This is a genomic window from Cytobacillus sp. NCCP-133 (genome assembly GCF_026011715.1).
GTDB lineage: Bacteria > Bacillota > Bacilli > Bacillales > Cytobacillaceae > Cytobacillus.
Map to the genome: position 1 here is coordinate 542713 of NZ_BRVM01000001.1, position 25890 is coordinate 568602.

The 25890-nt window shown below is 41.2% G+C and carries 23 protein-coding genes and 1 riboswitch; of the genes, 2 read left to right on the forward strand and 21 right to left on the reverse strand.

What is annotated here, in order from left to right; all coding sequences use genetic code 11:
• Positions 1-12: 12 nt before the first annotated feature.
• The 8 genes from recQ to NCCP133_RS02815 form a co-directional block, all read right to left on the reverse strand.
• Positions 13-2151 carry a DNA helicase RecQ gene (recQ, locus tag NCCP133_RS02780; protein WP_264803431.1) on the reverse strand — a complete coding sequence of 713 codons (2139 nt, stop codon included), beginning with the start codon at positions 2149-2151 and terminating at the stop codon, positions 13-15.
• A 122-nt stretch (positions 2152-2273) separates the two neighbouring features.
• Positions 2274-3068 carry a glutamate racemase gene (gene racE / locus NCCP133_RS02785; protein ID WP_264803432.1) on the reverse strand — a complete coding sequence of 265 codons (795 nt, stop codon included), beginning with the start codon at positions 3066-3068 and terminating at the stop codon, positions 2274-2276.
• 10 nt (positions 3069-3078) lie between these two features.
• Positions 3079-3537 carry a MarR family winged helix-turn-helix transcriptional regulator gene (locus NCCP133_RS02790; protein ID WP_264803433.1) on the reverse strand — a complete coding sequence of 153 codons (459 nt, stop codon included), beginning with the start codon at positions 3535-3537 and terminating at the stop codon, positions 3079-3081.
• A 181-nt stretch (positions 3538-3718) separates the two neighbouring features.
• Positions 3719-3943: a helix-turn-helix domain-containing protein gene (locus NCCP133_RS02795; protein WP_009333184.1), complete on the reverse strand. Its 225-nt coding sequence runs from the start codon at positions 3941-3943 to the stop codon at positions 3719-3721.
• A 145-nt stretch (positions 3944-4088) separates the two neighbouring features.
• Entirely contained in the window at positions 4089-4553 is a 465-nt protein-coding gene (locus tag NCCP133_RS02800) for an acyl-CoA thioesterase (protein WP_264803434.1), read from the reverse strand.
• Positions 4554-4693: 140 nt separating this feature from the next.
• Entirely contained in the window at positions 4694-5461 is a 768-nt protein-coding gene (gene sdhB, locus NCCP133_RS02805; protein WP_264803435.1) for a succinate dehydrogenase iron-sulfur subunit, read from the reverse strand.
• 3 nt (positions 5462-5464) lie between these two features.
• On the reverse strand, positions 5465-7225 hold the full coding sequence (gene sdhA, locus NCCP133_RS02810) for a succinate dehydrogenase flavoprotein subunit (RefSeq protein WP_264803436.1): 1761 nt from the start codon (positions 7223-7225) through the stop codon (positions 5465-5467).
• 167 nt (positions 7226-7392) lie between these two features.
• Entirely contained in the window at positions 7393-8001 is a 609-nt protein-coding gene (locus NCCP133_RS02815; RefSeq protein ID WP_264803437.1) for a succinate dehydrogenase cytochrome b558 subunit, read from the reverse strand.
• A gap of 348 nt (positions 8002-8349) precedes the next feature.
• On the opposite strand from NCCP133_RS02815, the gene NCCP133_RS02820 reads away from it, so the two are divergent.
• Complete coding sequence (locus NCCP133_RS02820) at positions 8350-8802, forward strand: YslB family protein (protein ID WP_264803438.1); 453 nt, start codon at positions 8350-8352, stop codon at positions 8800-8802.
• Positions 8803-8881: 79 nt separating this feature from the next.
• Here the strand turns inward: NCCP133_RS02820 and NCCP133_RS02825 are convergent, their stop codons facing one another.
• From NCCP133_RS02825 to zapA, 13 genes are all read right to left on the reverse strand, one after another.
• Positions 8882-10111, reverse strand: a complete 1230-nt coding sequence (locus NCCP133_RS02825) for an aspartate kinase (RefSeq protein WP_264803439.1) — start codon at positions 10109-10111, stop codon at positions 8882-8884.
• A gap of 157 nt (positions 10112-10268) precedes the next feature.
• Positions 10269-10448, reverse strand: a riboswitch (Lysine riboswitch).
• A gap of 145 nt (positions 10449-10593) precedes the next feature.
• Positions 10594-12387 (reverse strand): excinuclease ABC subunit UvrC, encoded by a 1794-nt coding sequence (gene uvrC / locus NCCP133_RS02830; protein ID WP_264803440.1) that lies wholly within the window; start codon positions 12385-12387, stop codon positions 10594-10596.
• Between the two features lie 358 nt (positions 12388-12745).
• Positions 12746-13060 carry a thioredoxin gene (gene trxA, locus NCCP133_RS02835; protein ID WP_264803441.1) on the reverse strand — a complete coding sequence of 105 codons (315 nt, stop codon included), beginning with the start codon at positions 13058-13060 and terminating at the stop codon, positions 12746-12748.
• Positions 13061-13267: 207 nt separating this feature from the next.
• Entirely contained in the window at positions 13268-14245 is a 978-nt protein-coding gene (locus NCCP133_RS02840) for an electron transfer flavoprotein subunit alpha/FixB family protein (RefSeq protein ID WP_264803442.1), read from the reverse strand.
• Between the two features lie 40 nt (positions 14246-14285).
• The gene (locus NCCP133_RS02845) at positions 14286-15059 is read right to left on the reverse strand and encodes an electron transfer flavoprotein subunit beta/FixA family protein (RefSeq protein WP_264803443.1); all 774 of its coding nucleotides are present in this window, start codon (positions 15057-15059) and stop codon (positions 14286-14288) included.
• A 234-nt stretch (positions 15060-15293) separates the two neighbouring features.
• Positions 15294-16067, reverse strand: a complete 774-nt coding sequence (locus NCCP133_RS02850; RefSeq protein WP_264803444.1) for an enoyl-CoA hydratase — start codon at positions 16065-16067, stop codon at positions 15294-15296.
• 38 nt (positions 16068-16105) lie between these two features.
• Entirely contained in the window at positions 16106-16690 is a 585-nt protein-coding gene (locus NCCP133_RS02855; protein ID WP_264803445.1) for a TetR/AcrR family transcriptional regulator, read from the reverse strand.
• Positions 16691-17051: 361 nt separating this feature from the next.
• Positions 17052-18755 carry an AMP-binding protein gene (locus NCCP133_RS02860; RefSeq protein ID WP_264803446.1) on the reverse strand — a complete coding sequence of 568 codons (1704 nt, stop codon included), beginning with the start codon at positions 18753-18755 and terminating at the stop codon, positions 17052-17054.
• A gap of 353 nt (positions 18756-19108) precedes the next feature.
• Positions 19109-19516 (reverse strand): DUF350 domain-containing protein, encoded by a 408-nt coding sequence (locus tag NCCP133_RS02865; RefSeq protein ID WP_264803447.1) that lies wholly within the window; start codon positions 19514-19516, stop codon positions 19109-19111.
• A 173-nt stretch (positions 19517-19689) separates the two neighbouring features.
• Positions 19690-22047: an endonuclease MutS2 gene (locus tag NCCP133_RS02870; RefSeq protein ID WP_264803448.1), complete on the reverse strand. Its 2358-nt coding sequence runs from the start codon at positions 22045-22047 to the stop codon at positions 19690-19692.
• Positions 22048-22077: 30 nt separating this feature from the next.
• Positions 22078-23796: a DNA polymerase/3'-5' exonuclease PolX gene (polX, locus tag NCCP133_RS02875; RefSeq protein ID WP_264803449.1), complete on the reverse strand. Its 1719-nt coding sequence runs from the start codon at positions 23794-23796 to the stop codon at positions 22078-22080.
• A 156-nt stretch (positions 23797-23952) separates the two neighbouring features.
• A complete protein-coding gene (locus NCCP133_RS02880) occupies positions 23953-24495 on the reverse strand; it encodes a CvpA family protein (RefSeq protein WP_264803450.1) in 543 nt (180 codons plus the stop codon).
• Between the two features lie 2 nt (positions 24496-24497).
• Positions 24498-24764, reverse strand: coding sequence for a cell division protein ZapA (zapA, locus tag NCCP133_RS02885; RefSeq protein WP_264803451.1), 267 nt, complete (start codon positions 24762-24764; stop codon positions 24498-24500).
• 158 nt (positions 24765-24922) lie between these two features.
• Here zapA and rnhC point away from each other — a divergent pair, with 158 nt between their 5' ends.
• Entirely contained in the window at positions 24923-25864 is a 942-nt protein-coding gene (gene rnhC / locus NCCP133_RS02890; protein ID WP_264803452.1) for a ribonuclease HIII, read from the forward strand.
• Positions 25865-25890 lie beyond the last annotated feature (26 nt).

The following is a 25890-nucleotide window of genomic DNA, read 5'->3' on the forward strand; positions in this document are numbered from 1 at the left end:
CCTTTTGTATGCTTACTCTGGCATTTCATTTTTAGCCAAAACTGCTTTTATTTTAAAATAATCAATTTCTTCCGATAGCTTTTCTTTAATTGGTTTAAGCTTGTCCCTTCCGACTTGATCAGCTGCTTGCAAAACGAGGTCTTCCTCTGTTTCGTTAAAAATATCAGAACAGTCGATTGCATTGCCTTCTTTTATCGAACGAAGAATGTGCTCCTGAACCGTTATCGGTGAAAAATTCCGCCTTTTAGCAATCTCGCTTATTGAAAGTCCATCCATATAATAATTATACGAGATCTGATAACTAGGGCGATCATCCATAGGCTCCTCTGCCTTTGCCGATTGCTCAGGCCCTGCATCTTCAAGTGAGATATTATGCTTTTCAACAAAGTGTTTGATTTCTTGTATAAAATGCTCCCCATACTTTTCGAACTTCATTTGCCCAACACCCTTGATATTTAACATCAGATTCTTCGCAACCGGATAATAGCGGCTCATTTCTTTTAAGGCGGTATCGGCAAATACTACATATGGCGGGACTTTCTCTTCGTCAGCAAGTTTCTTTCTTAGTGCTCTCAGTACCTCGAAGAGTTCACTGTTTCCTTCTGTTTCCTGAACAGCATCCGGCTCTTTTATCTTCATAGCGATTTTTTCCTGACCCTTAAGCACCGGAAGGGAATTGGCTGATAGTTTCACTGTTGGATATTTCCCATCTGTTAAAGCTATGAATCCCTCTGAAAGCAAATAATTCAGTATATCAATAATTTCCTTTTCCTTTCGGTTTTTCAATAACCCGAATGTGGATAGCTCATTAAACTTCATTTCACGGATTCTTTTATTATTCGATCCTTTTAAAACCTGGGCAGTCAGCGTAACTCCAAACCTTTCTCCCATTCTCTTAATGCATGAAAAGATCATTAATGCTTCTTGGGTAATATCGATGCTCTTCCGATCATCCAGACAGCTGCTGCATTTACCGCATGTAGAAGGGTCTGCATTCTCATCAAAGTATTCAATAATGTAGGATTGAAGGCATTTTTCTGTATGGCAATAATTCACCATATCCTTTAGCTTTCTATATTCCTGCTCCATCTTCTGAAGGTCTAAACGGCTCTCTTCAATCAGGAATTTCTGCAGCTGAATATCCTGTGGAGCAAACAGCAGATAGCATGAACTCTCTTCACCATCCCTCCCCGCTCTGCCCGCTTCCTGGTAATAAGCTTCAATATTGCGGGGCAAGTTATAATGGATCACATATCTGACATTTGATTTATCGATTCCCATCCCAAATGCATTTGTTGCTATCATAATATCTGCTTCATCATATACAAACGCATTTTGGGCTTCTTTTCTCTCCTCTTCTTTTAGTCCCGCATGATATTTTGCAGCTGAATAACTTTTCCCTTTTAAAAAGTGATGAAGCTGGTCTGTTTCCTTGCGGCTAGATGTATAAATGATGCCTGCTTCATTCTTGTGTTTTTCAATCGTCTGCAGAATAAAATCCCTTTTGTTAACACCTTTCAGTACTTGAAAAGAGAGATTTTCCCGGGCAAAACCAGTTATAAACGTATTTTCCTCGCTTATGTTTAAAAGCCTCCGAATATCACCAGCTACATCCTGTGTCGCTGTTGCTGTCAAAGCAGCGACCACAGGCTTCTGGCTCAAGCTCTCAAGCTGACCGACAACAGACCTGTAGCTTGGTCTAAAGTCGTGTCCCCACTGAGAGATACAATGCGCCTCATCAAAAATAATCGAACTAACCTGCACATCGTTTAACAGTTCTAAAAATGCCAGGGAGCCAAATCTTTCGGGTGCAACATACACAAGCTTATACTCACGATTCCGGATACCTGCTATGATGTTATGGTACTCATCAGCTGACAATGAACTGTTGAGATAAGCAGCGGGTATACCCGCTGTCAGGAGAGCATCTACTTGGTCCTTCATTAAGGAAATTAATGGAGAAATGACGATGGCCGTTCCGGGGAGAACAAGAGCAGGTATTTGGAAGCAAATCGACTTACCGCCTCCTGTAGGGAGTATTCCGAGTGTATTTGTTTGTCCGATGATATTTCGGATAATTTCCTCTTGCCCTGGACGGAAAGAGGTGTAACCAAAGTATTCATTCAAATAAGTTTCTGCTTGTGCCAGCAAATTGACCACCAACTTCGATTAAAATTTGTTTTGCAACTTCATGATACCAAAGCATTTTTTAATTGTAACCATAAAAATCAAAACACCTTCTGCAGGGAATGCTAAGAAGGTGTCTATCGTTTTTAAAGCGAAATTTTTTCAACTTTATTTACAGGGGTTTTTAGCCACTTGGCAGCAATTTTTGAAAAAATTGCCGTAGAACCGGTTGTGAAGAACGTATATTCAGGTTCCTCCGCATTTTCCTTCAGCAATCCGTGATGGTGCAGAATTGTACTGGCTTCCCTTGCTGTTTCTTCCCCAGAACTAATTACTTTTACGTTTTTCCCCATAATATTTTTTATAATTGGTTCTAAAAGCGGATAATGTGTACACCCAAGAATCAGGGTGTCCATCCCTCTGCCTTTTAGTGTCTGCAAGGTTTCAGCCACAATTTTTTTGGCTACAGGCCCTTCATATTCCCCGCTTTCAACAAGTGGAACAAATTTAGGGCATGCCAGGCTATGGATAGTGGATTTGCTGTTTATCTGTATCAATGCTTTTTCATAAGCCTTGCTTTTGACCGTACCTTCAGTACCAATCACACCGATTGTAAGATTCTTTGTTACTTTAATGGCCGTTCTTGCCCCTGGATATATAACGCCAATTACCGGTATGGACAGCTCATGGCGAATTTCTTCAAGAGCTACAGCCGTAGCTGTATTGCATGCGATCACAAGCATTTTAATATTATTACCGAGTAAAAATTGAGTCAATTGCCATGTGAAGGCTTTTACCTCTTCGCCAGTCCGCGGACCGTATGGACAGCGGGCCGTATCCCCAAGGTAAACAATATCTTCATTTGGCAGCTGCCGCATAATTTCCTTTGCGACTGTTAAGCCTCCTACTCCGGAGTCAATAATTCCTATAGGTTGTTTCAAACGTACCGCCTCATTCTACGCGCATATCATGGTGTAATTTCATAAGATTGTCTTTAAGGAACAATACCTCATCATGTGAAAAGTCTTTAAGAACCTCTTTCAAATATTCCTGACGCTTTCTAATCACTTCCTCAATAATCCGCTCGCCTTCTTCCAGCAAGTGAATGCGGACTACCCTTCGGTCATTGGGATCTTTTACCCTTTTCACAAGATTATTCTTTTCCATACGGTCGACAAGGTCTGTTGTTGTGCTGCAGGCCAGATACATCTTGTTTGAAAGCTCGCCAATCGTCATGTCGCCTTCTTCAAAAAGCCATTGCAAAGCCACAAATTGAGGAGGTGTGATGGTGAAATCACTCAAAATTTCCCTTCCCTTTTGCTTGATTATGCCGGATATGTATCTAAGGTCTTTTTCTATGTCAGCCACAACATCATTTATTTCATTGAGTTTAGGATCTTCAAGCTTCATAATATAAACACTCCCATTTCAGCTTTTACCGTATAAAAAAAAAAAAAAACGATATTTTTGCTCTTGTGCATATATTTTCACCTTTTTCAGCATAAATTTCAAGAAAGAATTAAATCCATAACTGAAAAATATCCCCGTATAAAAGTATTAACCGGCATCCCAGAAGGATAGCCGGTCTAGATTAAAGTTCTAGCTCTCCCATTCGAAGGAGCTCTACAACAGCTTGTGAACGCCCCTTTACACCAAGCTTTTGCATCGCATTGGAAATGTGGTTCCGAACGGTTTTTTCACTTATAAACAATTCACCAGCGATTTCCCTTGTTGTTTTATCTTGTACTAACAATTCGAATACTTCTCTTTCTCGTTTGGTGAGTAATGGCTTGTGAGTATATTCATTCTCCTTCAAGTAATGTAACCCTCCTTGCCTTTCGCCAGCTATGAACCACGGGTGGGTATATATTTAGTCACCATATCATATGTCAGCAAAAGTATTGAAGTGACTATATTTACGTAAAGGAGAAAGTTATTTTTTACAATGTGCATTTGTGATCCTAGGCCTGTACTCTCACTCCGCTTTTCAGCATTTCTTTCATATCTACAGACCAAGGGATGCCTTTGCCGGTCTTTTTTGATATTTGCACCATAGTCCCCCTTCCGGCAAAACAGATTGAATTGTCCGATTTCTTCCCCATATAGTGAATATCAACAGAGGACCTCCCTATGGAAGCAGCTTTTACATATATGTTAATTTTTTCATCAAAGAAAACCTGGCTTAAAAAATCGCATTGCAGATCCGCTACCACTGGAATGGTTTCATTCTCCGGCTTTACCCATTCCTGCATAAATCCCTTGCTCTTAAAGAATTCGATCCTTGCTTCTTCATAGTATGTGAATGGAACAGTATTGTTCAAGTGGCCAAACATATCTGTTTCAGAAAAACGCACCTTTACTGGATGAAAAAAATTAAATTCCCCTTCCCATCTTTTAAAGTCCTCTATATAGCTTAATTTTACCATGTTGTATCCTCCCGGCAAATTATGAATGAACATTCACTTTTTTATTCATTATAATATTTTTAGAATTTTTTTGAAAACCTTTCGGCCTCTGAAATTCACAAAAACCCCCTCTCCGAACTGGAAAGGGGGTTCTATACGATTTAGATTCTGTCGCTTCCAAAGAAGTTTTTGAAAGACTGGAAGGTGGTATCACGGTTTAGCGCTGCAATCGATGTTGTCAAAGGAATTCCTTTAGGGCAGGACTGTACACAGTTTTGGGAGTTGCCGCAGTTGGCAAGTCCGCCATCACCCATAATTTGTTCCAAGCGTTCAGCTTTATTCATTTCCCCTGTTGGATGGGCATTGAATAAACGAACTTGTGATAAAGGAGCTGGCCCAATGAAATCGGATTTGCTGTTTACGTTCGGACATGCTTCCAGGCAAACTCCGCAAGTCATGCATTTAGACAGCTCATAAGCCCATTGGCGCTTTCTTTCAGGCATACGAGGCCCTGGTCCCAAATCATATGTTCCATCGATTGGAATCCATGCCTTAACTTTTTTTAGAGAATCGAACATGCGGCTTCGGTCCACCTGCAAGTCACGGACTACTGGGAAAGTGCGCATTGGTTCAAGGCGGATTGGCTGCTCGAGCTGATCAACAAGTGCCGTACATGACTGGCGAGGCTTTCCGTTTATTATCATAGAACATGCTCCGCAAACTTCTTCAAGACAGTTCATATCCCATGCAATCGGTGTAGTACTTTCACCTTTCACAGTAACCGGATTACGGCGGATTTCCATAAGAGCGGAAATAACGTTCATATTTGGACGGTATTCAATCTCAAATTCTTCCTGATAAGGGGCTGAATCAGTAGTATCCTGGCGGCTGATTATGAAACGGACAGTTTTCGTTTTCGTTTCTTGCATTGCTTAATTCTCCCCTTTCTTTTTGGAATAGTCACGCTTGCGCGGTTTAATTAAACTTACATCAATATCTTCGTAATGAAACTCAGGAGCAGAGTTTGCATCTACAAACTTCGCCATGGTTGTTTTCATGAACTCCTCATCATTACGTTCTGGGAATTCAGGCTTATAGTGAGCACCGCGGCTTTCATTACGGTTATAAGCACCGATTGTAATAACGCGAGCCAATTGAAGCATATTCTGCAATTGGCGTGTAAAGCTAGCACCCTGGTTGCTCCACTTCGCTGTGTCGTTAATATTGATTTTTTTATATCGCTCCATCAGTTCAATAATTTTTTCATCTGTTTTTAATAGCCTGTCATTGTGGCGAACAACTGTCACATTATCAGTCATCCATTCGCCAAGCTCTTTATGAAGGACATAGGCATTTTCTGTACCATTAAGAGACATAATGTTATTCCATTTTTCTTCTTCCTGTTTCACATAGCGGTCAAATAGTGATAATGGCAGATCCTCTGCACTCTTATCCAATCCGCTGATATATTTAACTGCATTAGGGCCTGCTATCATTCCGCCATAAATGGCTGAAAGTAGTGAGTTGGCACCCAGACGATTTGCACCATGCTGTGAATAATCGCATTCACCTGCTGCAAACAAGCCAGGAATATTTGTCATTTGGTCATAATCGACCCACAGTCCGCCCATTGAATAGTGGACTGCAGGGAAGATTTTCATTGGTACTTTACGAGGATCTTCACCCTGGAATTTCTCATAAATTTCAATAATTCCGCCCAGCTTGATATCTAATTCTTTAGGATCTTTATGGGATAGATCCAAATAAACCATGTTCTCCCCATTAACGCCAAGCTTTTGGTTAACACATACGTCAAAGATTTCACGTGTTGCAATATCACGCGGCACCAAGTTTCCATAGGCAGGATATTTCTCTTCAAGGAAATACCAAGGCTTGCCATCTTTATAAGTCCAAACTCGCCCACCCTCACCGCGGGCTGATTCACTCATAAGACGAAGCTTATCATCTCCTGGGATAGCTGTTGGATGAATTTGAATGAATTCTCCATTCGCATAATAAACACCTTGCTGATACACAATCGAAGCTGCTGAACCAGTGTTAATGACAGAGTTCGTTGATTTTCCAAAAATGATTCCTGGTCCGCCAGTTGCCATAATAACAGCATCTGCTGCAAATGATTTGATTTCCATTGAAGTCAGATTCTGGACAACGACACCTTTACAAGCTCCATCATCGTCAATCACTACCCCCAGGAATTCCCAGCCTTCATACTTCGTAACCAAGCCGGCAACTTCATGGCGGCGAACCTGCTCGTCCATCGCATAAAGCAGCTGCTGGCCAGTCGTAGCACCCGCAAATGCTGTGCGGTGATGCTGTGTTCCACCGAAGCGGCGGAAGTCAAGCAATCCTTCAGGTGTACGGTTAAACATTACACCCATACGGTCAAATAAATGGATGATGCCTGGTGCAGCTTCAGCCATTGCTTTAACAGGGGGCTGGTTTGCCAAAAAGTCACCGCCATAGATTGTATCGTCAAAATGAATATAAGGAGAATCTCCTTCTCCTTTAGTATTTACTGCTCCGTTAATACCGCCCTGGGCACAAACGGAGTGAGAACGTTTAACCGGCACTAATGAAAATAATTCAACCGGAGTCCCTGATTCTGCAACTTTAATTGTCGCCATTAATCCAGCTAATCCGCCGCCGACAACTATAACCTTTCCTTTACCCATCGTGACTCACTCCCTTAATCCTAGTACAAAGAAAAGCGTATGGCGCCCGTATATCGGCAAGAATTCTCTTAAGCCGATGGCGCCTGAGCTAGACAGCTGTCTACTCTAAAGCTTGTATCTTCAAAATTTTAATATTCCAATCTAGTCTTTCAGTCTTTTAATGACTATTAAATGAATGCTGTAAGTGCACGCACGCCAACAATCGATAGAACAATGAAAATGCCGATCGTTACATAAGTGGAAATAACTTGAGAACGAGGTGATACTGTAATTCCCCAGCTTACAAGGAATGACCATAGGCCATTTGCGAAGTGGAAAATCGCAGAAATAACACCAATAATATAGAACCAGAACATGAAAGGATTAGAGAGGATATTTTCCATCATCTGGAAATTAACTTCTGATCCAAAGGCTGCCGCTACACGAGTTTCCCAAACGTGCCATGCAACAAAAACCAATGTGATTACACCCGACACACGCTGAAGCATAAACATCCAGTTTCGGAAGAATCCATATCTGCTCGTATTATTTTTCGCAGTAAAAGCAATATAAAGGCCGTAAATTGCGTGGAACAACAAAGGTAGATAAATAACAAACGTTTCAAGGAAAATCCTGAAAGGAAGACTCTCCATAAAATGCGCCGCATTATTAAAAGACTCTTCTCCCCCTGTTGCAAAATGGTTCACTACAAGGTGCTGAACTAAAAACAGTCCAACCGGTATAACTCCAAGTAATGAATGCAATCTGCGATTAAAAAACTCTCGATTACCTGCCATAAACTTTCCCCCCTGATTTGTATAAAACGATGCTGAGCCCCCGCTCAGAACATCATCTCGAAAATGTTATTCATTTTCTTACAATTATGTGACATGTCCATTTTACTCCCAAGATATTAGAGCGTCAAGAAAACGAATACACAAAATGTTCCATATTAATAAAATTCTTTTAGAATATTTTATACTATAAATCCATCTCCAGCATGCTTTCAGCTTGGCAGTATTTTTAAGCTCGACATATATTAAAATAGTAATTTTTTCTGTGTATATCGTTCTATTTTTTCTTGAATGGATATTACAACCCTCTGCATATTGTATATAATAGAATAATAGAAAGAGGGGAGACTATTGAGCGAATTAGCATCTGCGAAAATCACTAACGAAGATCACGTACAGTCAGTCCCGGCATTTGGTTATGAACTAATTCGGGAAGTGCTGCTCCATGACCTATTAGGAGATGAAGCACCAGAAATCTTATATTGGGCAGGCAAAAAGCTTGCACGCAAATATCCTCTTGAATCAGCCGAGCATATTGCACAGTTTTTTCAAGATGCCGGCTGGGGAAATCTCTCCATTAAAAATGAAACAAAAAATGAAGTAGAAATGGAACTATTCAGCCCGCTGATCGCCGAACGCTGCAAAAAAAATAAGGGATGCACATTTCAGCTGGAAGCCGGATTTATAGCCCAGCAAATAGAATTCCAGAAGGAAGTCATTTGCGAGGCTTTTGAACACCCCCGCAAAAAAACCGGAAAAATCCTCATTACAATCAAATGGGATAAAAAAGATACAGCTGTTTGATTTCATTTCCAGGACAAAAAGCTTTCAAACACTCCCTTTGAAAGCTTTTTGTTCATTCAAGCATTAACAGACTTAACAGTTAAGCTTGAACTGCAGAACCCGAAAGCCGGAAAGCATCATGCAAAGCATCAACAGCATCCAGCATTTTTCCGTTCTCTATTACAGCTGAGACCTTTATTTCCGATGTACTTACCATTTTCACCTGAACTTCATTGGCTGAAAGAACTTCAAACATTTCAGCTGCCACACCAGGATTGGAGATCATGCCTGATCCGACTATTGAAACCTTGGCAAGTCCCGATTCCCATTCAATCCGATCGTAGTTTAAGCTTTCTCTGTTCTTTTCCAGTACCTTTATCGTATCAGTCAGGTCTTCATTTTTAATCGAGAATGACAGGTTAGTTGTTTGGGCTTCTGTCATGCTTTGAATAATGATGTCGACGTTGATGTGACTTTTTGCAAGGGCTGAAAAAATGGTAGACAAGCCGGTCAGTGAATTAGGAAGACCAAGTATCGTCACCCTTGTAATATCATCTTCAAATGCCACACCGCGAACGACTAAATTTTGCTCCATTTTTACTTCCTCCTCAATTATTGTCCCGGATTCCTTCTCTAGGCTTGAACGCACTTCTAGCGGAAGGCCATAGTTTTTGGCAAATTCTACAGCTCTAGGGTGAAGTACACCAGCACCTAAATTTGCCAGTTCAAGCATCTCATCATATGAAACAGAATGAAGTTTTCTGGCACTTTTTATATAGCGGGGATCAGTTGTAAATACCCCAGTTACATCTGTATAAATATCGCACTTATCTGCCTTAAGTGCAGCCGCCAATGCCACAGCTGTTGTATCTGATCCTCCGCGTCCCAGCGTAGTGATTGCACCATTTTCTGTCACACCCTGAAACCCTGCAGCAATGACGATATTCCCCTGTTGCAGTTCTCCTTGGATTTTACTTGTGTCAATGTCCAGGATTCTTGCATTTCCGTGAATGGGTTCAGTCTTTATACCGGCCTGCCAGCCTGTAAAAGAAACAGCAGGGTGGCCTTTCGCACCCAAAGCCATTGCTAATAAAGAGATGGTCACCTGTTCACCGGTTGTAAGCAGCATATCCATTTCCCGTTTATTTGGCGAAGGAGATATCTCCTTCGCCATACCGACTAGCTGATCTGTCGTTTTTCCCATAGCTGATACAACCACGACAACAGCATTTCCTTTTTTCTTTTCTTCAATCACCCGATTTGCCACATTTTGAATTCTGTCGACAGTACCTACAGAGGTGCCTCCAAATTTCTGCACAATAATTCCCACAGCTTCCCCTTCTTTCTAATCAATCTTGTTGTATTGTTTGCCGTCCTTATGTAAATTACCCTTTACCAGTTTACTTCCGCTTTTTGACAATAAAAAAAGCAATGGGATATAATACTATCCCATTGCTGTGCGCCAAATGTATAAAAGTGAGCAAACACAGTGAGATAGCTCTCCAGGACGGCATAGCCCTGACAATCCCGCATTTATTCAATGCAAAACCAGCAAAGAAAATGATGAGATTTTCTCCACTTCGGCAAACATTCCCTTTCAAAGCTCTTCACGGAAGCTCATTCTTCTCCAAGCCTTTACTGATGAAGTTTGCACCTCTACCTTCACTTAACGATGCAGTTCAAAAAGCCTGAGATAAAAAGCATTTAGCTCCTTTATCCCTTATTCGAACACATACTTTATCGCTATAAAGTGATATTGATATAAAGTTTCAATTAGTATAACATATCAGATATTCGCTGTCTATATCCAATTTACGTGGAAGCCTTCCCGCTTTCTTCCTCAAGGCGCTGCATAAGTTCTTCAGCAACTTTTACCGGGATGCCTATTTCCCTAAATTCTTCAGGCGTTGCCTCTTTCATCTTTTTTACAGATCCAAAGGCTTTCAGCAGCTGCTTCTTCCTTTTCTCGCCAATTCCCGGAATCTCATCAAGTATTGATTGAAAAGCACTTTTCCCACGAAGCTGGCGGTGAAAAGTGATGGCAAAACGGTGCACCTCATCCTGAATTCTCTGCAGCAAATAAAATTCCTGACTGTTTCTCGCAAGCGGAATGATTTCCAGCGGACTTCCGTATAGAAGCTGGGAGGTCCTGTGCTTTTCATCTTTAACCATGCCTGAGATCGGAATATCAAGGCCCAATTCATTTTCAAGCACATCTCTCACAGCTTCCACATGACCTTTTCCGCCATCAATCATAATCAAGTCAGGTAGCGGCAGCTCTTCTTTCAGAACTCTTGTATACCTGCGCCGAACCACTTCCCTCATGGATTCATAGTCATCAGGGCCCTTTACAGACTTAATTTTATATTTTCTGTATTCCCTTTTTTCAGGCTTTCCATCAATAAAAACAATCATGGCAGATACTGGATCTGATCCCTGTATATTTGAATTATCGAATGCTTCAATTCTGTAAGGGGTATATATGCCGAGTTGCTGGCCGAGGTTTTCTACTGCCTTAATTGTGCGTTCCTCATCCCGCTCAATCAATGAGAATTTCTCCTGAAGAGCAATTTTGGCATTTTTATAGGCGAATTTTACAAGATCCTTCTTTTGGCCGCGCTGTGGCTTTAACACTTTTACTCCTAGAAGCTGTTCTGCCATTTCCGTATTTACGGAGTCTGGAGCCAAAATTTCACGAGGCTTAAAATGGTTGGCCTTAGAATAAAACTGGCCAAGGAAGGTTAAGATTTCTTCCTCCGATTCATTATAAATCGGGAACATTGATACATCTCGTTCAATGAGTTTTCCTTGCCTGATGAAGAAGACCTGAACGCACATCCAGCCTTTATCAACCGCATAGCCAAACACATCCCGGTCTGTAAAGTCTGTCATCGTCATTTTCTGCTTTTCCATCGTAGCATCAATATGGGCAATTTTATCCCTGATCTCTTTAGCTCTCTCAAAATCGAGTTCTTCTGCAGCAGCCGTCATTTTTTCCATCAATTCTTTTTTTATATCTTTGTATCCTCCATTCAAGAATCTGGCAATTTCCTCTGTCATTTTTTTGTATTCTTCTTCACTGACATCCTTTATACAGGGTGCCAGGCATTGGTCCAAATGATAATATAGACAAACTCGATCAGGAAGAGTCGAGCATTTCCGGAGAGGATATATCCGGTCGAGCAGCTTCTTTGTTTCATTGGCAGCATGGACATTTGGATAAGGTCCAAAGTATTTTCCTTTATCCTTTTTAACCTTACGGGTTGTAATCAGCCTCGGATGTCTTTCAGCTGTCAATTTGATAAATGGATAGCTCTTATCATCCTTAAGCATCACATTATATTTGGGATCATATTTCTTAATAAGGTTCAGCTCAAGGATCAACGCTTCCATATCTGAAGATGTAACAATATATTCAAAATCCTCAATTTCATTGACAAGCCTTAATGTTTTCCCATCATGTGAACCGGTAAAATAGGATCTGACGCGATTTTTTAAAATTTTTGCCTTGCCTACGTAAATAATGGTCCCTTGCCTGTCCTTCATCAAATAACAGCCTGGCTGTGCCGGAAGCAGCATCAGCTTATTTTTTATCGTGTCATTCACCAGTCTCACCTCCCGGGTTTTCACTTCATTTATATAAAACGATATAATTAACCATCCTGAACGCATTGCCTAAAGGCATCTTTCAGCCTGCTTTTGTACATTTTAGTCCGCTGTGATGTCTGATGCGAGAATCAACAATCTAATTATAACGGGTATTGGATATGGGGTATAGTGGCTGTAATAATAGAGAGGCAAAAATCAAGGGGGCCCATACATAAAAGCTATACGCTGTAAGAAAAGCGCAGGGCTCCTTGCGATAGACAGTTATCAAAGTTCAAAAGGATATAAATTCTGATATTACAAATATTACAAAAAAACCCCCGATGTCTCTACCGGACATCGAGAGGCTCCTAATGCATTATGCATGTTTTGTAAGAAGTTCAGCAAGAGCTTCTTTAGGCTGGAAGCCAACCACTTTATCTACAACTTCACCGTCTTTAAGGACAATTAGTGTTGGGATGCTCATTACGCCAAATTTGCCAGCTGTTTCCTGGTTTTCATCCACATCAATTTTTACGATTTTTACTTTATCGCCCATTTCTGCATCAAGCTCTTCCAATACAGGTGCAATCATCTTGCAAGGTCCGCACCATGGAGCCCAGAAATCAGCCAATACTAAGCCAGAGCCTGTCTCAGTAGAGAAATTTTGATCCGTTGCATGTGTAATAGCCATTTAATATGCCTCCTAAAATTTAACTCAAATACTAACGACAGTATATCATCGTTTATATTATGTTGCTAACAATTTGCTCGATCGTAATTTACCCTATTTAAAGGGAATTATTCTACTTTGCCTTTATTTTAGGCTTATGTATAAAGGGCAGCCATAAGCCGCCCTTTTTACCGAAATACAGCCAGAAAAAACTTGCTCAGCTGATTCTTATGCGTTTACTTTTAATTTTTTAAACTCTTCCGTCAGCATTGGGACAACTTCAAACAGGTCGCCAACTATGCCGTAATCCGCCACTTTAAAAATATTAGCTTCAGGATCTTTATTGATGGCTACAATTACTTTTGAGTTTGACATACCCGCTAAATGCTGAATCGCTCCTGAGATACCGCATGCAATATAAAGGTCTGGTGTAACTACCTTTCCTGTCTGGCCAATTTGCAGTGAATAGTCACAGTAATCAGCATCACATGCACCGCGGGATGCACCCACAGCTCCGTTTAATACAGCAGCAAGTTCTTTTAATGGCTCAAAGCCTTCCTCACTCTTAACACCGCGTCCGCCGGCAATAATAACTTTTGCTTCAGAAAGGTCAACGCCTTCGCTTGCTTTGCGGACAACTTCTTTAATGATGGTACGAAGTTCCTTGATTTCTGCAGACACAGAAGTAACGTCCCCAGATCTTGACTCATCTTTTTCAAGTGGAGCAATGTTGTTAGGTCGGATTGTCGCAAATAGGATTCCATCTGTTACAATTTTCTTTTCGAATGCTTTTCCTGAATAAATAGGACGTGTAAATACAAGATTTCCACCTGCTTCTTCAAGGCTTGTAACATCAGAGATTAATCCTGATTCCATTTTGGCTGCAATTTTAGGAGCAAGATCCTTTCCTAATGCTGTATGTCCAAAAATAAGGCCCTCTGGGCTTTCTGAATTAATTACAGCCATTAGAGCCTGTGAAAAGCCATCTGAAGTATATTGTTTAAGCTTTTCATCCTCAACCGTTACAACACGGTCAGCTCCATAATGAATCATCCCTTGCGTTAAAGCGCTTACAGAATCACCAATTAAAACACCAATAACTTCTCCGCCCTCAGCTGCAGTTTTTCCTGCTGCCACGGCTTCGAAGGATACATTACGCAATAAACCGTCACGGACTTCACCTAATACTAATACTTTTCTAGCCATATGTTTTACCCCCTGCGTTATTATTATCAGTTATTGACGATCAGACAACTTTGGATTCAGTATGAAGAAGGTTTACAAGCTCTTTCACTTGATCTTCCAGTTCGCCTTCAAGAACCTTTCCTGCTTCTTTCTTAGGAGGCAAATAGATTTCAATTGTCTTTGTTTTTGCTTCAACATCGTCCTCATCAAGGCCAAGGTCGTCAAGCTCCAGCTCATCAAGAGGCTTTTTCTTTGCCTTCATAATTCCAGGTAAAGACGGATAGCGAGGCTCATTCAAACCTTGCTGTGCAGTTACTAATAGTGGAAGTGATGTTTCAATGACTTCGGAATCACCCTCAACATCGCGCACTACAGTTGCAGAGCTGCCGCTGATTTCAAGCTTAGTGATTGTTGTTACATAGGTAATGCCCAGAAGTTCTGCCACTCTTGGCCCCACTTGTCCAGAACCGCCGTCAATGGCTACATTTCCGCCAATGATTAAGTCAGCATCTTTATCTTTCAGGTATTCTGATAGTATTTTTGCAGTTGTAAATGGATCTCCGTCTTCAAGGTCATCTTCAGTATTGATTAATACTGCTTTGTCCACACCCATGGCAAGGGCTGTGCGAAGCTGCTTCTCAGCTTCTTCTGTACCCACAGAAACAACTGTAACTTCTCCGCCTTGTGCATCACGAACCTGAATGGCTTCTTCAATCGCATATTCATCATAAGGGTTAATGATAAATTCAGCGCCATCTTCGTTGATTTTGCCGCCGGAGATCGTAATTTTTTCTTCAGTATCAAATGTTCTCTTCATTAATACGTAGATGTTCATGATTTCCCTCCTAGTAATAAAAACATTTCTTTACTTCGAAAGATTGAAAATATTCAAGGCATACAGAAAGGTATATCTGCTGCGAACGCCAAGCTTTTTGAAATTGAGCGGGCGCTCGTTCACAGATCATAATTTAACCAATGAATCTTCTGAAGATTAAATCATCCGCATACAAGTCTATTATAATAGATAATGAGAATGAATGTAATCTTTCAGGGCAAATCTTTAAAAATACTATTGGCCGGTAAACTTTGGTTCCCGTTTTTCAATAAAGGCAGATATGCCTTCCTTGCCATCCTTGGAAACAAAGACCTGACCAAACAATTCTGCTTCCTTTTTTACACCTTCGGTGAACTGGCCATTTTTCCCATAATTCAACAGTTCAATGGCTGCCTTGATCGAGCCTGGACTCTTTTTGGCTATTTTTTTCGCCATTTTATAGGCATTTTCCAAAAGCTCTTCTTCTGGATAAGCATGATTTGCTAAACCATATTGAACAGCTTCCAGTCCTGTAATCGGGTCACTTGTAAATAACATTTCTGCTGCACGGGCTGTTCCAACAAAGCGTGGAAGCCGCTGAGTCCCAGCGAAGCCTGGAATCAAGCCTAGCTGAAGCTCAGGAAGCCCAAGCTTTGCATTCTCAGAAACAAGCCGGAAGTGGCAGCCCATCGCAAGTTCCAATCCGCCGCCGAGCGCAGCGCCATGAATGGCTGCAATAATTGGCTTAGGGAATTTTTCCATTCTTTCAAAAAGATCCTGGCCATAGGCAGACAGATTAGAAAAATCTTCTCCGCTTTCAATTGTAGTAAATTCTTTAATATCGGCACCGGCAGAGAAAAATCTGCCTTCCCCGTGAATAAGGACTATCCTTATATCATCATTTGGTTCAATTTCATCCAGTACTGATGATAGCTCTTTTAACAGGCCGGATGAAAGAGCGTTTGCCGGTGGACGTTCAATTGTAATTGTCGCTACCATATCCTGATGGGACCATTTTAAGTACTCCATCCTATCCCTCCTCACAATATTTTATGAGCACTTTCGGATCATACTCTTCCACACCCGCTAATCAGCAGTTTGTGCACAGGTTCTGCCAAAGCAGTCAGATCATATTTTTGTTCATTCATCACCCATGTCGTTACTGTTTCATCCATCGTACCAAAGATCATTTGGCGGGCAAGCCTTATATCCAGGTCACTTGCAAACTCTCCGCTTTCCTTTCCATCAGCCAGAATCCTTTCAACTAATGTAAGATATCCCTTTAGGACTTCATTGATTTTATGGCGGAGATCTTTATTTGATTGCCTTAATTCGAGCTGGGTGACAATTGCCAGGTGCCGATCTTCTGAGAGCATTTTAAAGTGCGATTCTACCATCATTAATAGTTTCTCTGCAGATTTCTCTTTTCCTGCAATTTTTTCCTCGATTTTCTCAACAAAGTAACCCATTTTATCCTGAAAGAGGGATATTAAGATATCTTCTTTGTTTTTAAAATATAAGTATATGGTGCCATCAGCGACACCTGCCTGCTTTGCAATTTTTGATACCTGTGCCTGGTGATAGCCATTTTCAGCAATCACGACTACTGCCGCATCAATAATTTGCCGGTATTTGGGTTTCGTTTTCTTCAAGCTTTTCCCTCCTTTCAAGAATAAAACCAGCTAAACGGCAGTGCCTTTTTTCAATCTTAGTTAGGTGCAGCCGCATAGGATCGCCTTCGTTATACGTGAAGTACCATCCCCGCTGCTGTATTAACCAGTAAAATAAGAACTAGTAAGCCAGTATGTTTAACTATGATTTTAAATATTTCTAAAAATCGTCCCGATGTCCTATTATGAATGAATAATCATTCATAATTTTATAATAGTAGTACAATTCATTTCTGTCAAGAAGTTACCCCCGGAAATATATGGTTCATTATGACATTCCTTTAAACCGCGGACAAGCATAATTCATCAAAAATAAAGAGCCGATGAGAATCGGTCTCTGCAATTAAGCCCGCTTTTCCTCTTCTTCTTTTAATCTCTTTTTTTCCTCATCTACAAGTGCCCTTCTCAATATCTTTCCGACAGCTGTCTTTGGAAGCTCTTGACGGAATTCATATAGCCTGGGTACCTTATAGGAGGCAAGATGCTTTCTCGCAAATTGATTCAACTCATCTTCAGTTGCTTTTGAACCCTCTTTCAGCACAATATAAGCTTTTACGGTTTCACCCCGATAAGGGTCTGGAATTCCTGCAGCTACTACTTCTTGTACTTCAGGATGCTCGTAAAGAACTTCTTCTATTTCACGCGGGTAAATATTGAACCCGCCTGCAATGATCATATCTTTTTTCCTGTCCACAACATAGAAATATCCATTATCATCCATGTAACCAAGATCACCTGTCAGGAGCCAGCCATCCCTTAAAGTCTGTTCGGTATCTTCCGGCCGGTTCCAATAGCCTTTCATTACCTGAGGGCCTTTTACTGCTATCTCACCTACTTCACCTACCGGAAGCGATTCTCCTGTCTCCAGTGAAAAAATTGCTGCATCAGTATCCGGCCAAGGTACGCCTATGCTTCCTTTTACCCGCGGACGATCCCATAGGAAATTCGCGTGAGTAACGGGTGAAGACTCGGTTAAGCCGTATCCTTCAACAAGTTTTCCGCCTGTTATTTCTTCAAATTTCTGCTGAACTTCAACAGGAAGGGCTGCTGATCCGCTGATGCAAGAATCAATGGAAGACAAATCATATTTTTTCAGATCAGGATGATTCAATAAGCCAATATAGATTGTAGGTGCGCCAGGGAATAAGGTAGGACGCTGCTTTTGAATCGTTTTCAATGTCGTTTCAGGGTCAAACTTAGGCAGAAGCACCATTTTGTGTGCATCCATTACAGACAAAATCATAACTGCTGTCATTCCATACACATGGAAAAATGGTAAAATGCCCAGTACGACTTCCTCGCCTCGCCTGCATTTATAAAGCCATGCTTTGCACATTGCAGCATTGGAGACCAGGTTCCGATGCGATAGCATTACACCTTTTGGAAAACCGGTTGTGCCCCCTGTGTATTGCAGCAAAGCCAGGTCTTCCTCAAAATCAAATTCATAAATCTTGAGAGGCTCAAAAGGCCTTTTTAAAATCTCAGTAAGCAAATGATTATGTCCTTCATGCCTTACATTAACAACAATGCCATATTGCTTTTTCTGGATAAATGGATAAACCAAATTTTTTGGAAATGGGAGAAAATCTTTGATAGCGGTTACAATAATGTGTTCAATATCTGTTTGAGGCATTACCTTACTCACTCTTGGATATAAAATATCGATCGTAATGATTGCCTTTGCCCCTGAATCTTTCATTTGATATTCAAGTTCACGTTCCATATATAATGGATTCGTTTGTACAACGACACCTCCAGCCATCAAAATACCGTAATAGCTGATTACAGATTGAGGAGTATTGGGAAGCATGATAGCTACCTTATCTCCCTTTTCTATCCCAATGCTTTGCAGATACGCAGCCAGCTTAAGAGAAGTATTATACACATATTCAAAGGTGAATTCCTTCCCCATAAAATGGATGGCTATTTTTTCCGGAAATTCGTCTGCAGCTTGTTTCAAATAATCCTGTACCGGCTGGCTGGGGTAGGACAAAGTTGAGGGGATTTCTGCCGGATACTGCTCGAGCCATGGTTTTGCTTCTGCCATTATATCCCTCCTTTATCTAATGTCCAAAGGCAAACTCGCTTATTGGACACAAACCTGAAAATTTTTAGAACATTCTAATTGTTCATTCCTATTATAATATAATGCTCCCTCTATGACAATTAGAATAAGACCATTCACACATAAAGGGATTATAAATAGGTTGTCCCCAAAACCGGGAATTTTCTGTAAAAATAAAACAAAAAAAACGCCGCACAATCATGGCGTTTTCTTGTTTATATCTATATCACTAAAATATTATGCTAGAAAGAAAATATAAATGGCCCCTATAAGAAGAAATATTCCACAAAGAACCAGGAGAACTTTCGCTAACTTTTCCACTGTCAAATCTCCCCTTAAGATAAACCTGCCCCGATAACGTACGATAATCCGATAGATAACATCATAGAAATAAAACCGACAGCCTTATTATTGTTTTCGATTTCCTCATCAATCTTAAACTTCGGCGTTAAAAACTCAAAAATAAAATAACCAATCAGCAATAGAAAGAATCCGAAAATCCCCCAGGTTATCATCGTCAATAATGTGTCATTATGCAAAATGGAGTGCCTGAAAATATTGGCAATTCCAAATATTTTGCCCCCTGTTGCCATGGCAACAGCCACATTTCCATTTTTGATTTCTTCCCAATTCCGATACTTTGTGACCAATTCAAAAATAGCTAAAAAGACAATCATACACAAAATAACAACACTATAATATGCAGCTGTCTGAATAAATTCATTTTCCCAAAATTGGTTCATTTCCATTCTCCCCATTGGAATTTAATACCTTTTCCTATACATTGCCTTAAACCGCAAGGACAAATGTGATTTTAAGAAGTCACTTGGTCAGCTGCTCATGATAAAAACAGGGCCCGATAATAGAAAACTTTTAGACTCTATTATATTTTAGCGCTATCCGCATTAAACAGTCTTTATTTAAATTCAACGACTGTAACACCAGTGCCACCTTCTCCAGCTTCGCCAAATCGGATTTTCTTAACAGCTCTGTGGTACCGCAGATATTCCTGAACACCCTGTCTTAAGGCTCCAGTGCCTTTACCATGGATAATCGATACACGCGGATAGCCTGCCAAAAGCGCATCATCGATATACTTTTCTACCCTTAAGAGTGCATTTTCATAGCGTTCTCCCCGCAAGTCCAGCTCAAGGCTGACATGAAAATCTTTGCCCTTCACTGTCGCCATCGGTTTGGTTTCCACTGGCTTCGGTCTCTTAATATATTCCAACTCTTTTTCAGCGACCCTCATTTTTAAAATTCCAATTTGGACCTGCCACTCATTATCGGATACTTTTTTCAGCAAATGTCCCTTTTGGCCAAAGCTAAGAACTTTCACTTCATCCCCAGGCTCAAAAACACGTTTGTTATTCTCTGCCTTGGCTTTATTCTGAGTTTTGTTCATCTGCGGAACTGCTTCATTCAATCGTTTTTTTGCTTCAATCAGTTCATGCTCTTTTACTTCCGCATGTTTTTCCATCCGCATCTTTCTTAAATCACGGATGATTTGCTCAGCTTCCGCTTTCGCTTTTTCAACGATATCTGCTGCTTTCTCAGCTGCCTTTTCATGTATAGAATGTTTCTGCTCATAAAATTCAATCATTTGCTTTTGCAGATCTTTATGGATTTTTTCTGCATCCTTCAGATGAGCATTTGCTTCTTCCCGGTCAGCTTCAGCCTGCTTGCGGCTTTCTTCAAGAGAAGCGATCATGTTTTCAACCTGATTCGAGTCTGCTCCAATATAGGATCTTGCTGTATCAATGACTTTGTCATGAAGCCCGAGCCGCTTTGATATTTCAAATGCATTGCTTCGCCCAGGCACACCGATTAGCAACTTATAAGTAGGACTTAGCGTCTCAATATCAAATTCTACACTTGCGTTAATGACTCCTTCTCTATTATACCCATAGGCCTTTAGCTCAGGATAATGCGTTGTGGCAATGACTCTTGCTCCACACTTATAAACTTCATCCAGGATGGATATTGCCAGGGCTGCCCCTTCCTGGGGATCTGTTCCTGCCCCAAGCTCATCAAATAGGATAAGGCTGTTAAAATCCACGTGATTCAGGATATCCACAATATTGACCATATGAGAAGAAAAGGTACTCAAGCTTTGCTCAATTGACTGTTCATCCCCGATATCCGCAAAGACGGCTCCAAAAACAGCTGTCTCCGATCCATCAAGAGCAGGTATCTGCAGTCCTGCCTGAGCCATTAAGTTACATAGGCCAACCGTTTTTAGGGTTACAGTTTTACCGCCCGTATTCGGACCCGTAATAACGATGGTCGAATATTCATCGCCCAGCGCGATATCATTTGCGACCACTTCGTCAGCAGGAATAAGCGGATGCCGCGCCTTAAACAGAGAAATCCTTCCTTCATTATTTATTTTCGGTTTGGAAGCTTTTATCCGCTTGCTGTATCTGGCTTTTGCAAACATAAAGTCGATTTCCCCAAGCACTTCCACAATCGTCTCCAGTTCACCGCTCTGTTCTGCTGTTTGTGCAGAGAGTGTAATCAAAATCCGTTCAATTTCCTGCTGCTCTTTTACCCGGATGCCCTGCAGTTCGTTATTCAGCTGGACGATTGATTGCGGTTCAATAAACAATGTCTGCCCGGATGAACTTTGGTCATGGATGATTCCTCCATAGTGTCCGCGGTATTCCTGCTTAACAGGAATGACAAATCGGTCATTCCTGATCGTAACAATTGCATCGGAAAGCATTTTTTGCGCATTTGAGGAGCGGATCATGCTCTCAAGGCGTTCTCTGATTCGCGATTCCTTTGTGCGCAGCTGATTGCGGAGCGATCGCAATGTCTCGCTTGCACTGTCCAGCACTTCCCCATTATCATCGACAGCATTGCGGATAGATGTTTCCAGATCTGCCAGGACAATGATTTTATCAGTATATCCATGCAAGATGGGCAGGCTGCTTTCTTCCTCTGCAAAATCCTCGATAAATCTTTTCATCAGTCTGCTTGCATGGATTGTACTCGAAACCTGCGTGAGCTCCTGAGGGCTGAGCATACCGCCGATAACGGATCTTTTTACATGAGGCCGAATATCGAAAATGCCTCCTAGCGGCACATTCCCTTTTATTCTAAGGACTGTCACTGCTTCATCAGTTTCTTCCTGCCAGCGGATTACTTCGTCATAATTTGCTGAAGGAAGGATATTTTCCGCTTTTTTTCTTCCTAAGGAAGAGGAAACGTGTTCCAGCAGCTGTTCTTTTACTTTATTGAATTCAAGAATCTTTAAAACTCGTTCTTGCATGAGGACTTTCCCCTTTCAAACCCAACTTCCCTATTTTCGTTCTTGCAGGAATTTGAGCAGATCTTCTGGTTCCATGGCATTAAGGACAGATTCCTTTTTAATCCAGCCTTTTTTGGCCGCGGAAACGCCTATTTCCATATGGTTTAGTGTATCAATTTTGTGTGCATCAGTATTTATGACAATTTTGACACCAGCTTCCTGAGCTTTTCGGATATGCTCTGAAGCAAGATCCAGCCGATGCGGGTTCGCATTCAGCTCAAGAGCTGTATTTGTCTCCTTTGCCAGCTCGATCAGCATGTCCATGTCCACTTCATAGCCTTCCCTCCGGCCAATCAATCTACCGGTAGGATGTGCAATAATATCAACATGGGCATTTTGCAAGGCTGTTTTTAACCGATCCATGACTTTTTCCTTCGGCTGGGAAAATGAAGAATGGATGGAAGCAATAACAATGTCGAGTTCCTCAAGAAGCTCATCATCATAATCAAGCGTACCATCAGGCAGTATATCCATTTCTACTCCTGAAAGAATAGTAACATCATCAAATTGTTCATTAAGGCGTTTAATTTCCTCGCTTTGCTGCCGCAGCCTTTCAGCCGTTAAACCGTTAGCCACCTTTAAGTACTGTGAATGGTCTGTAATGGCCATGTACTTATAGCCGCGGGCACGGCAGGCTTCAATCATTTCTTCAATTGAGTAGGCACCATCGCTCCAGGTAGAATGCATATGAAGATCCCCCTTTATATCATCAAGGGATATCAATGCCAGACCTTCTTTATATTCATCCACTTCTTTCCCATCTTCCCTAATTTCAGGAGGGAAAAATGGGAGTCCAAAATGAGCATAAAATTCTTCTTCTGTTGAAAAAGTGAGAATCGCACCTGTTTCAGTGTTTTCTACACCATATTCACTGATTTTTTCGCCGCGTTCTTTAGCAAGCTGGCGCATGCGGACGTTATGGTCCTTTGAACCGGTAAAATGATGCAAAGTTGTCGCAAACTCGTGAGGCTCCACTAAACGGAAGTCTGCAGATATATCATAAGAATGCTCAATAACAACGGATACCTTTGTATCTCCTGCTGCAATGACCTCTTTAATTCCAGATAGGTTTAATAACTGGTTTTTGACGGAAGCAGGATTTTCGGTGGCAATGATAAAATCAAGATCCTTAATCGTCTCTCTCATTCTTCTTAAGCTTCCTGCTCTGGAGTATTTAGTAATATCCTTCATTTCAGCCAGGGCATCCTCAATGCCTTCTGCTATAGGCAGCATATAAGCCAGGGGAAGCCGATCCGGCCTTGAGCCTGCATTCTCCAGGGCAGCCAAAATCTTTTCCTCAGTCTTCTTTCCAAAGCCTGCCAGTGCCTGCACTTTTTTATTGCGGCATGCCTCCTCAAGATCTGCTGCATTCTCAACCCCCAGCTCTTTATAAAGCTTGGCGATTTTTTTGCCTCCTAAACCTGGCAGCTGGAGAAGAGGGATTAAGCCAGATGGGACCTCTACCTTCAGCTCATCCAGAACGGATGACTTTCCTTCTTGAATATATTCATCTATTACAGCTGCAGTCCCTTTGCCGATACCGGACAGCTTGGTAAAATCCTCAATTTCAGACAGACTTTCATCATTTGATTCAAGTGCCAATGCCGCCTTGCGGAAGGCAGCGGTTTTAAAGGGGTTTTCACCCTTTAGCTCCATATAAACGGCTATTGTTTCCAACAGCCTGATCACATCTTTTTTATTTATACTCATACATAACACCTGCCCGTTACTGTAATCGTATCCGTATTATCTCTTATTTTGTGGTGCAACTTCAAATAATGGCTATTTCAAATTGCTTTTTCATAAAGGTTTTTGCACACCAGCTGCAAATATTTCAAAAAGAAAACTCCTCTAAAAATAGAGAAGTTACGCTGCTATATATTCAACCCACATTTCTTTCAGCTGGCTAGAGAGAACAGGCGTGTTCTTAACCATTAATTCTGCCATAAAAGAATTATTAATAGGTCCCTGCAGCACTTCAATTGGAACCAGTGCGGCTATGTATAATAGGATAAACATGATAAGATAGACTTCTATAAACCCAAGAACGCCGCCTGCCCAGACGTTTAGCTGCTTTAAAACGGGAAGATGGGCAACAAAGTCGAGCATACTGCCAATAATTTGCAATACTATTTTGACCGCAAAAAAAATCACGACAAATGCGATGGCGCGATAGTAGGCATCTTCAAGATTTGCATTCTCAAAAAGCGTTTGAATCGCTGAGTCACTGCTAAAGCTGGGATATGGCACCCATAGGGTCAATTTAGGAGCAAGTTCTTCATAATACATACGAGCTACAATAAAAGCGATAATAAAACCTGTTAAATGAATTAATTGAAGGATAAATCCTCTCTTTAGCCCGATAAAAAAGCCAAAAATTAAAATAATGATAATTGCGAGATCCAACATGGCTATTTTCCGTCCTTTACTCTATTTAATTCGTTTTCCAGCCGCTCCAGACGGTCTTTTAGCTTTATATAATCATTAACAGCATTGACTGCCGTTAGTACGGCTAACTTACTAATGTCGAGTGAAGGATTCTTCGAACTGATTTCACGCATTTTATCGTCAACCAGCGAAGCAATGAGGCGAACATGGCTCGAACTCTCGGAGCCTACTATTACATATTGCTGTCCATATATGTCTACACTTGTTCGATTTTTTTGTATATCTGACAACGTCCATGCCCTCCTTCTTTAAGAATCCTAATCAATATCATAACATGAACGCAAATGGGTGGGAAGTCAAAGCATGTCAAAAGAGCTCAGTTCATGTAAAACTTTTTCCAAAAAGACGGCTATGAAACAAAAATGAATTCACTAGAGGAGAAATGGAAATGAGCCAAGTGGTACTCTTAAAAAAAACAAATGAAATTTCGGCAATGAAAAGCTATTATTCTAAGCATTTAAATGAAAAACAGCCACCAGGAAGCATATTTGCAGCAAAAGTTCCAGGCTGTTCGATCACTGCCTATAAATCAGGCAAAGTCCTGTTCCAGGGCAGCGGGAGTGAAACAGAAGCTAAGAAATGGGGAGATACTGCAAGGAGCGCTCAGCCAAGCAAAAAGAAGAGCCCGGCAGCAGCCAGCCTTCCGGAAAATATTAGCTCCCTTTCAGTCATAGGGTCAGACGAAGTTGGCACCGGTGATTACTTTGGCCCGATCACCGTTGTGGCAGCATATGTAAAGAAAGAGCAGATTCCTTTACTGAAGGAGCTCGGTGTAAAGGATTCAAAAAATCTTAGGGACGAAAAAATCATTGAAATTGCTAAGCAAATTAAGGATATCGTACCGCACAGCTTATTAACACTTCATAATGAAAAATACAACAAGCTGCAGCAATCAGGCATGTCTCAGGGAAAAATTAAGGCATTGCTGCACAATCAGGCGATTGGCCATGTTCTTGGTAAAATTGCTCCTGAAAAACCCGAAGCAATACTGATCGACCAATTTGCCAAAGAAGAGGTGTACTATAACTATTTAAAAAATCAGCAAACCATCCAAAGGGAGCGTGTATTTTTCAGCACGAAAGCTGAAGGAATCCACCTGGCAGTAGCATCAGCATCCATACTGGCACGCTATGCTTTTGTACGCCATTTTGAAAATCTAAGTAAAGCGGCCGGCTTCAGGCTGACAAAAGGCGCCGGTCCCAGGGTAGATGAGGCGGCTGCACGATTAATCAGAGAAAAAGGCCGTGAAGTCCTGTCCACTTTTGTAAAGCTGCATTTTGCCAATACTGAGAAAACAATGAAGCTTTATAGCCGGAAATATAAGCAATAAAACTCTAAAAGAAAAATGTCCGTTTT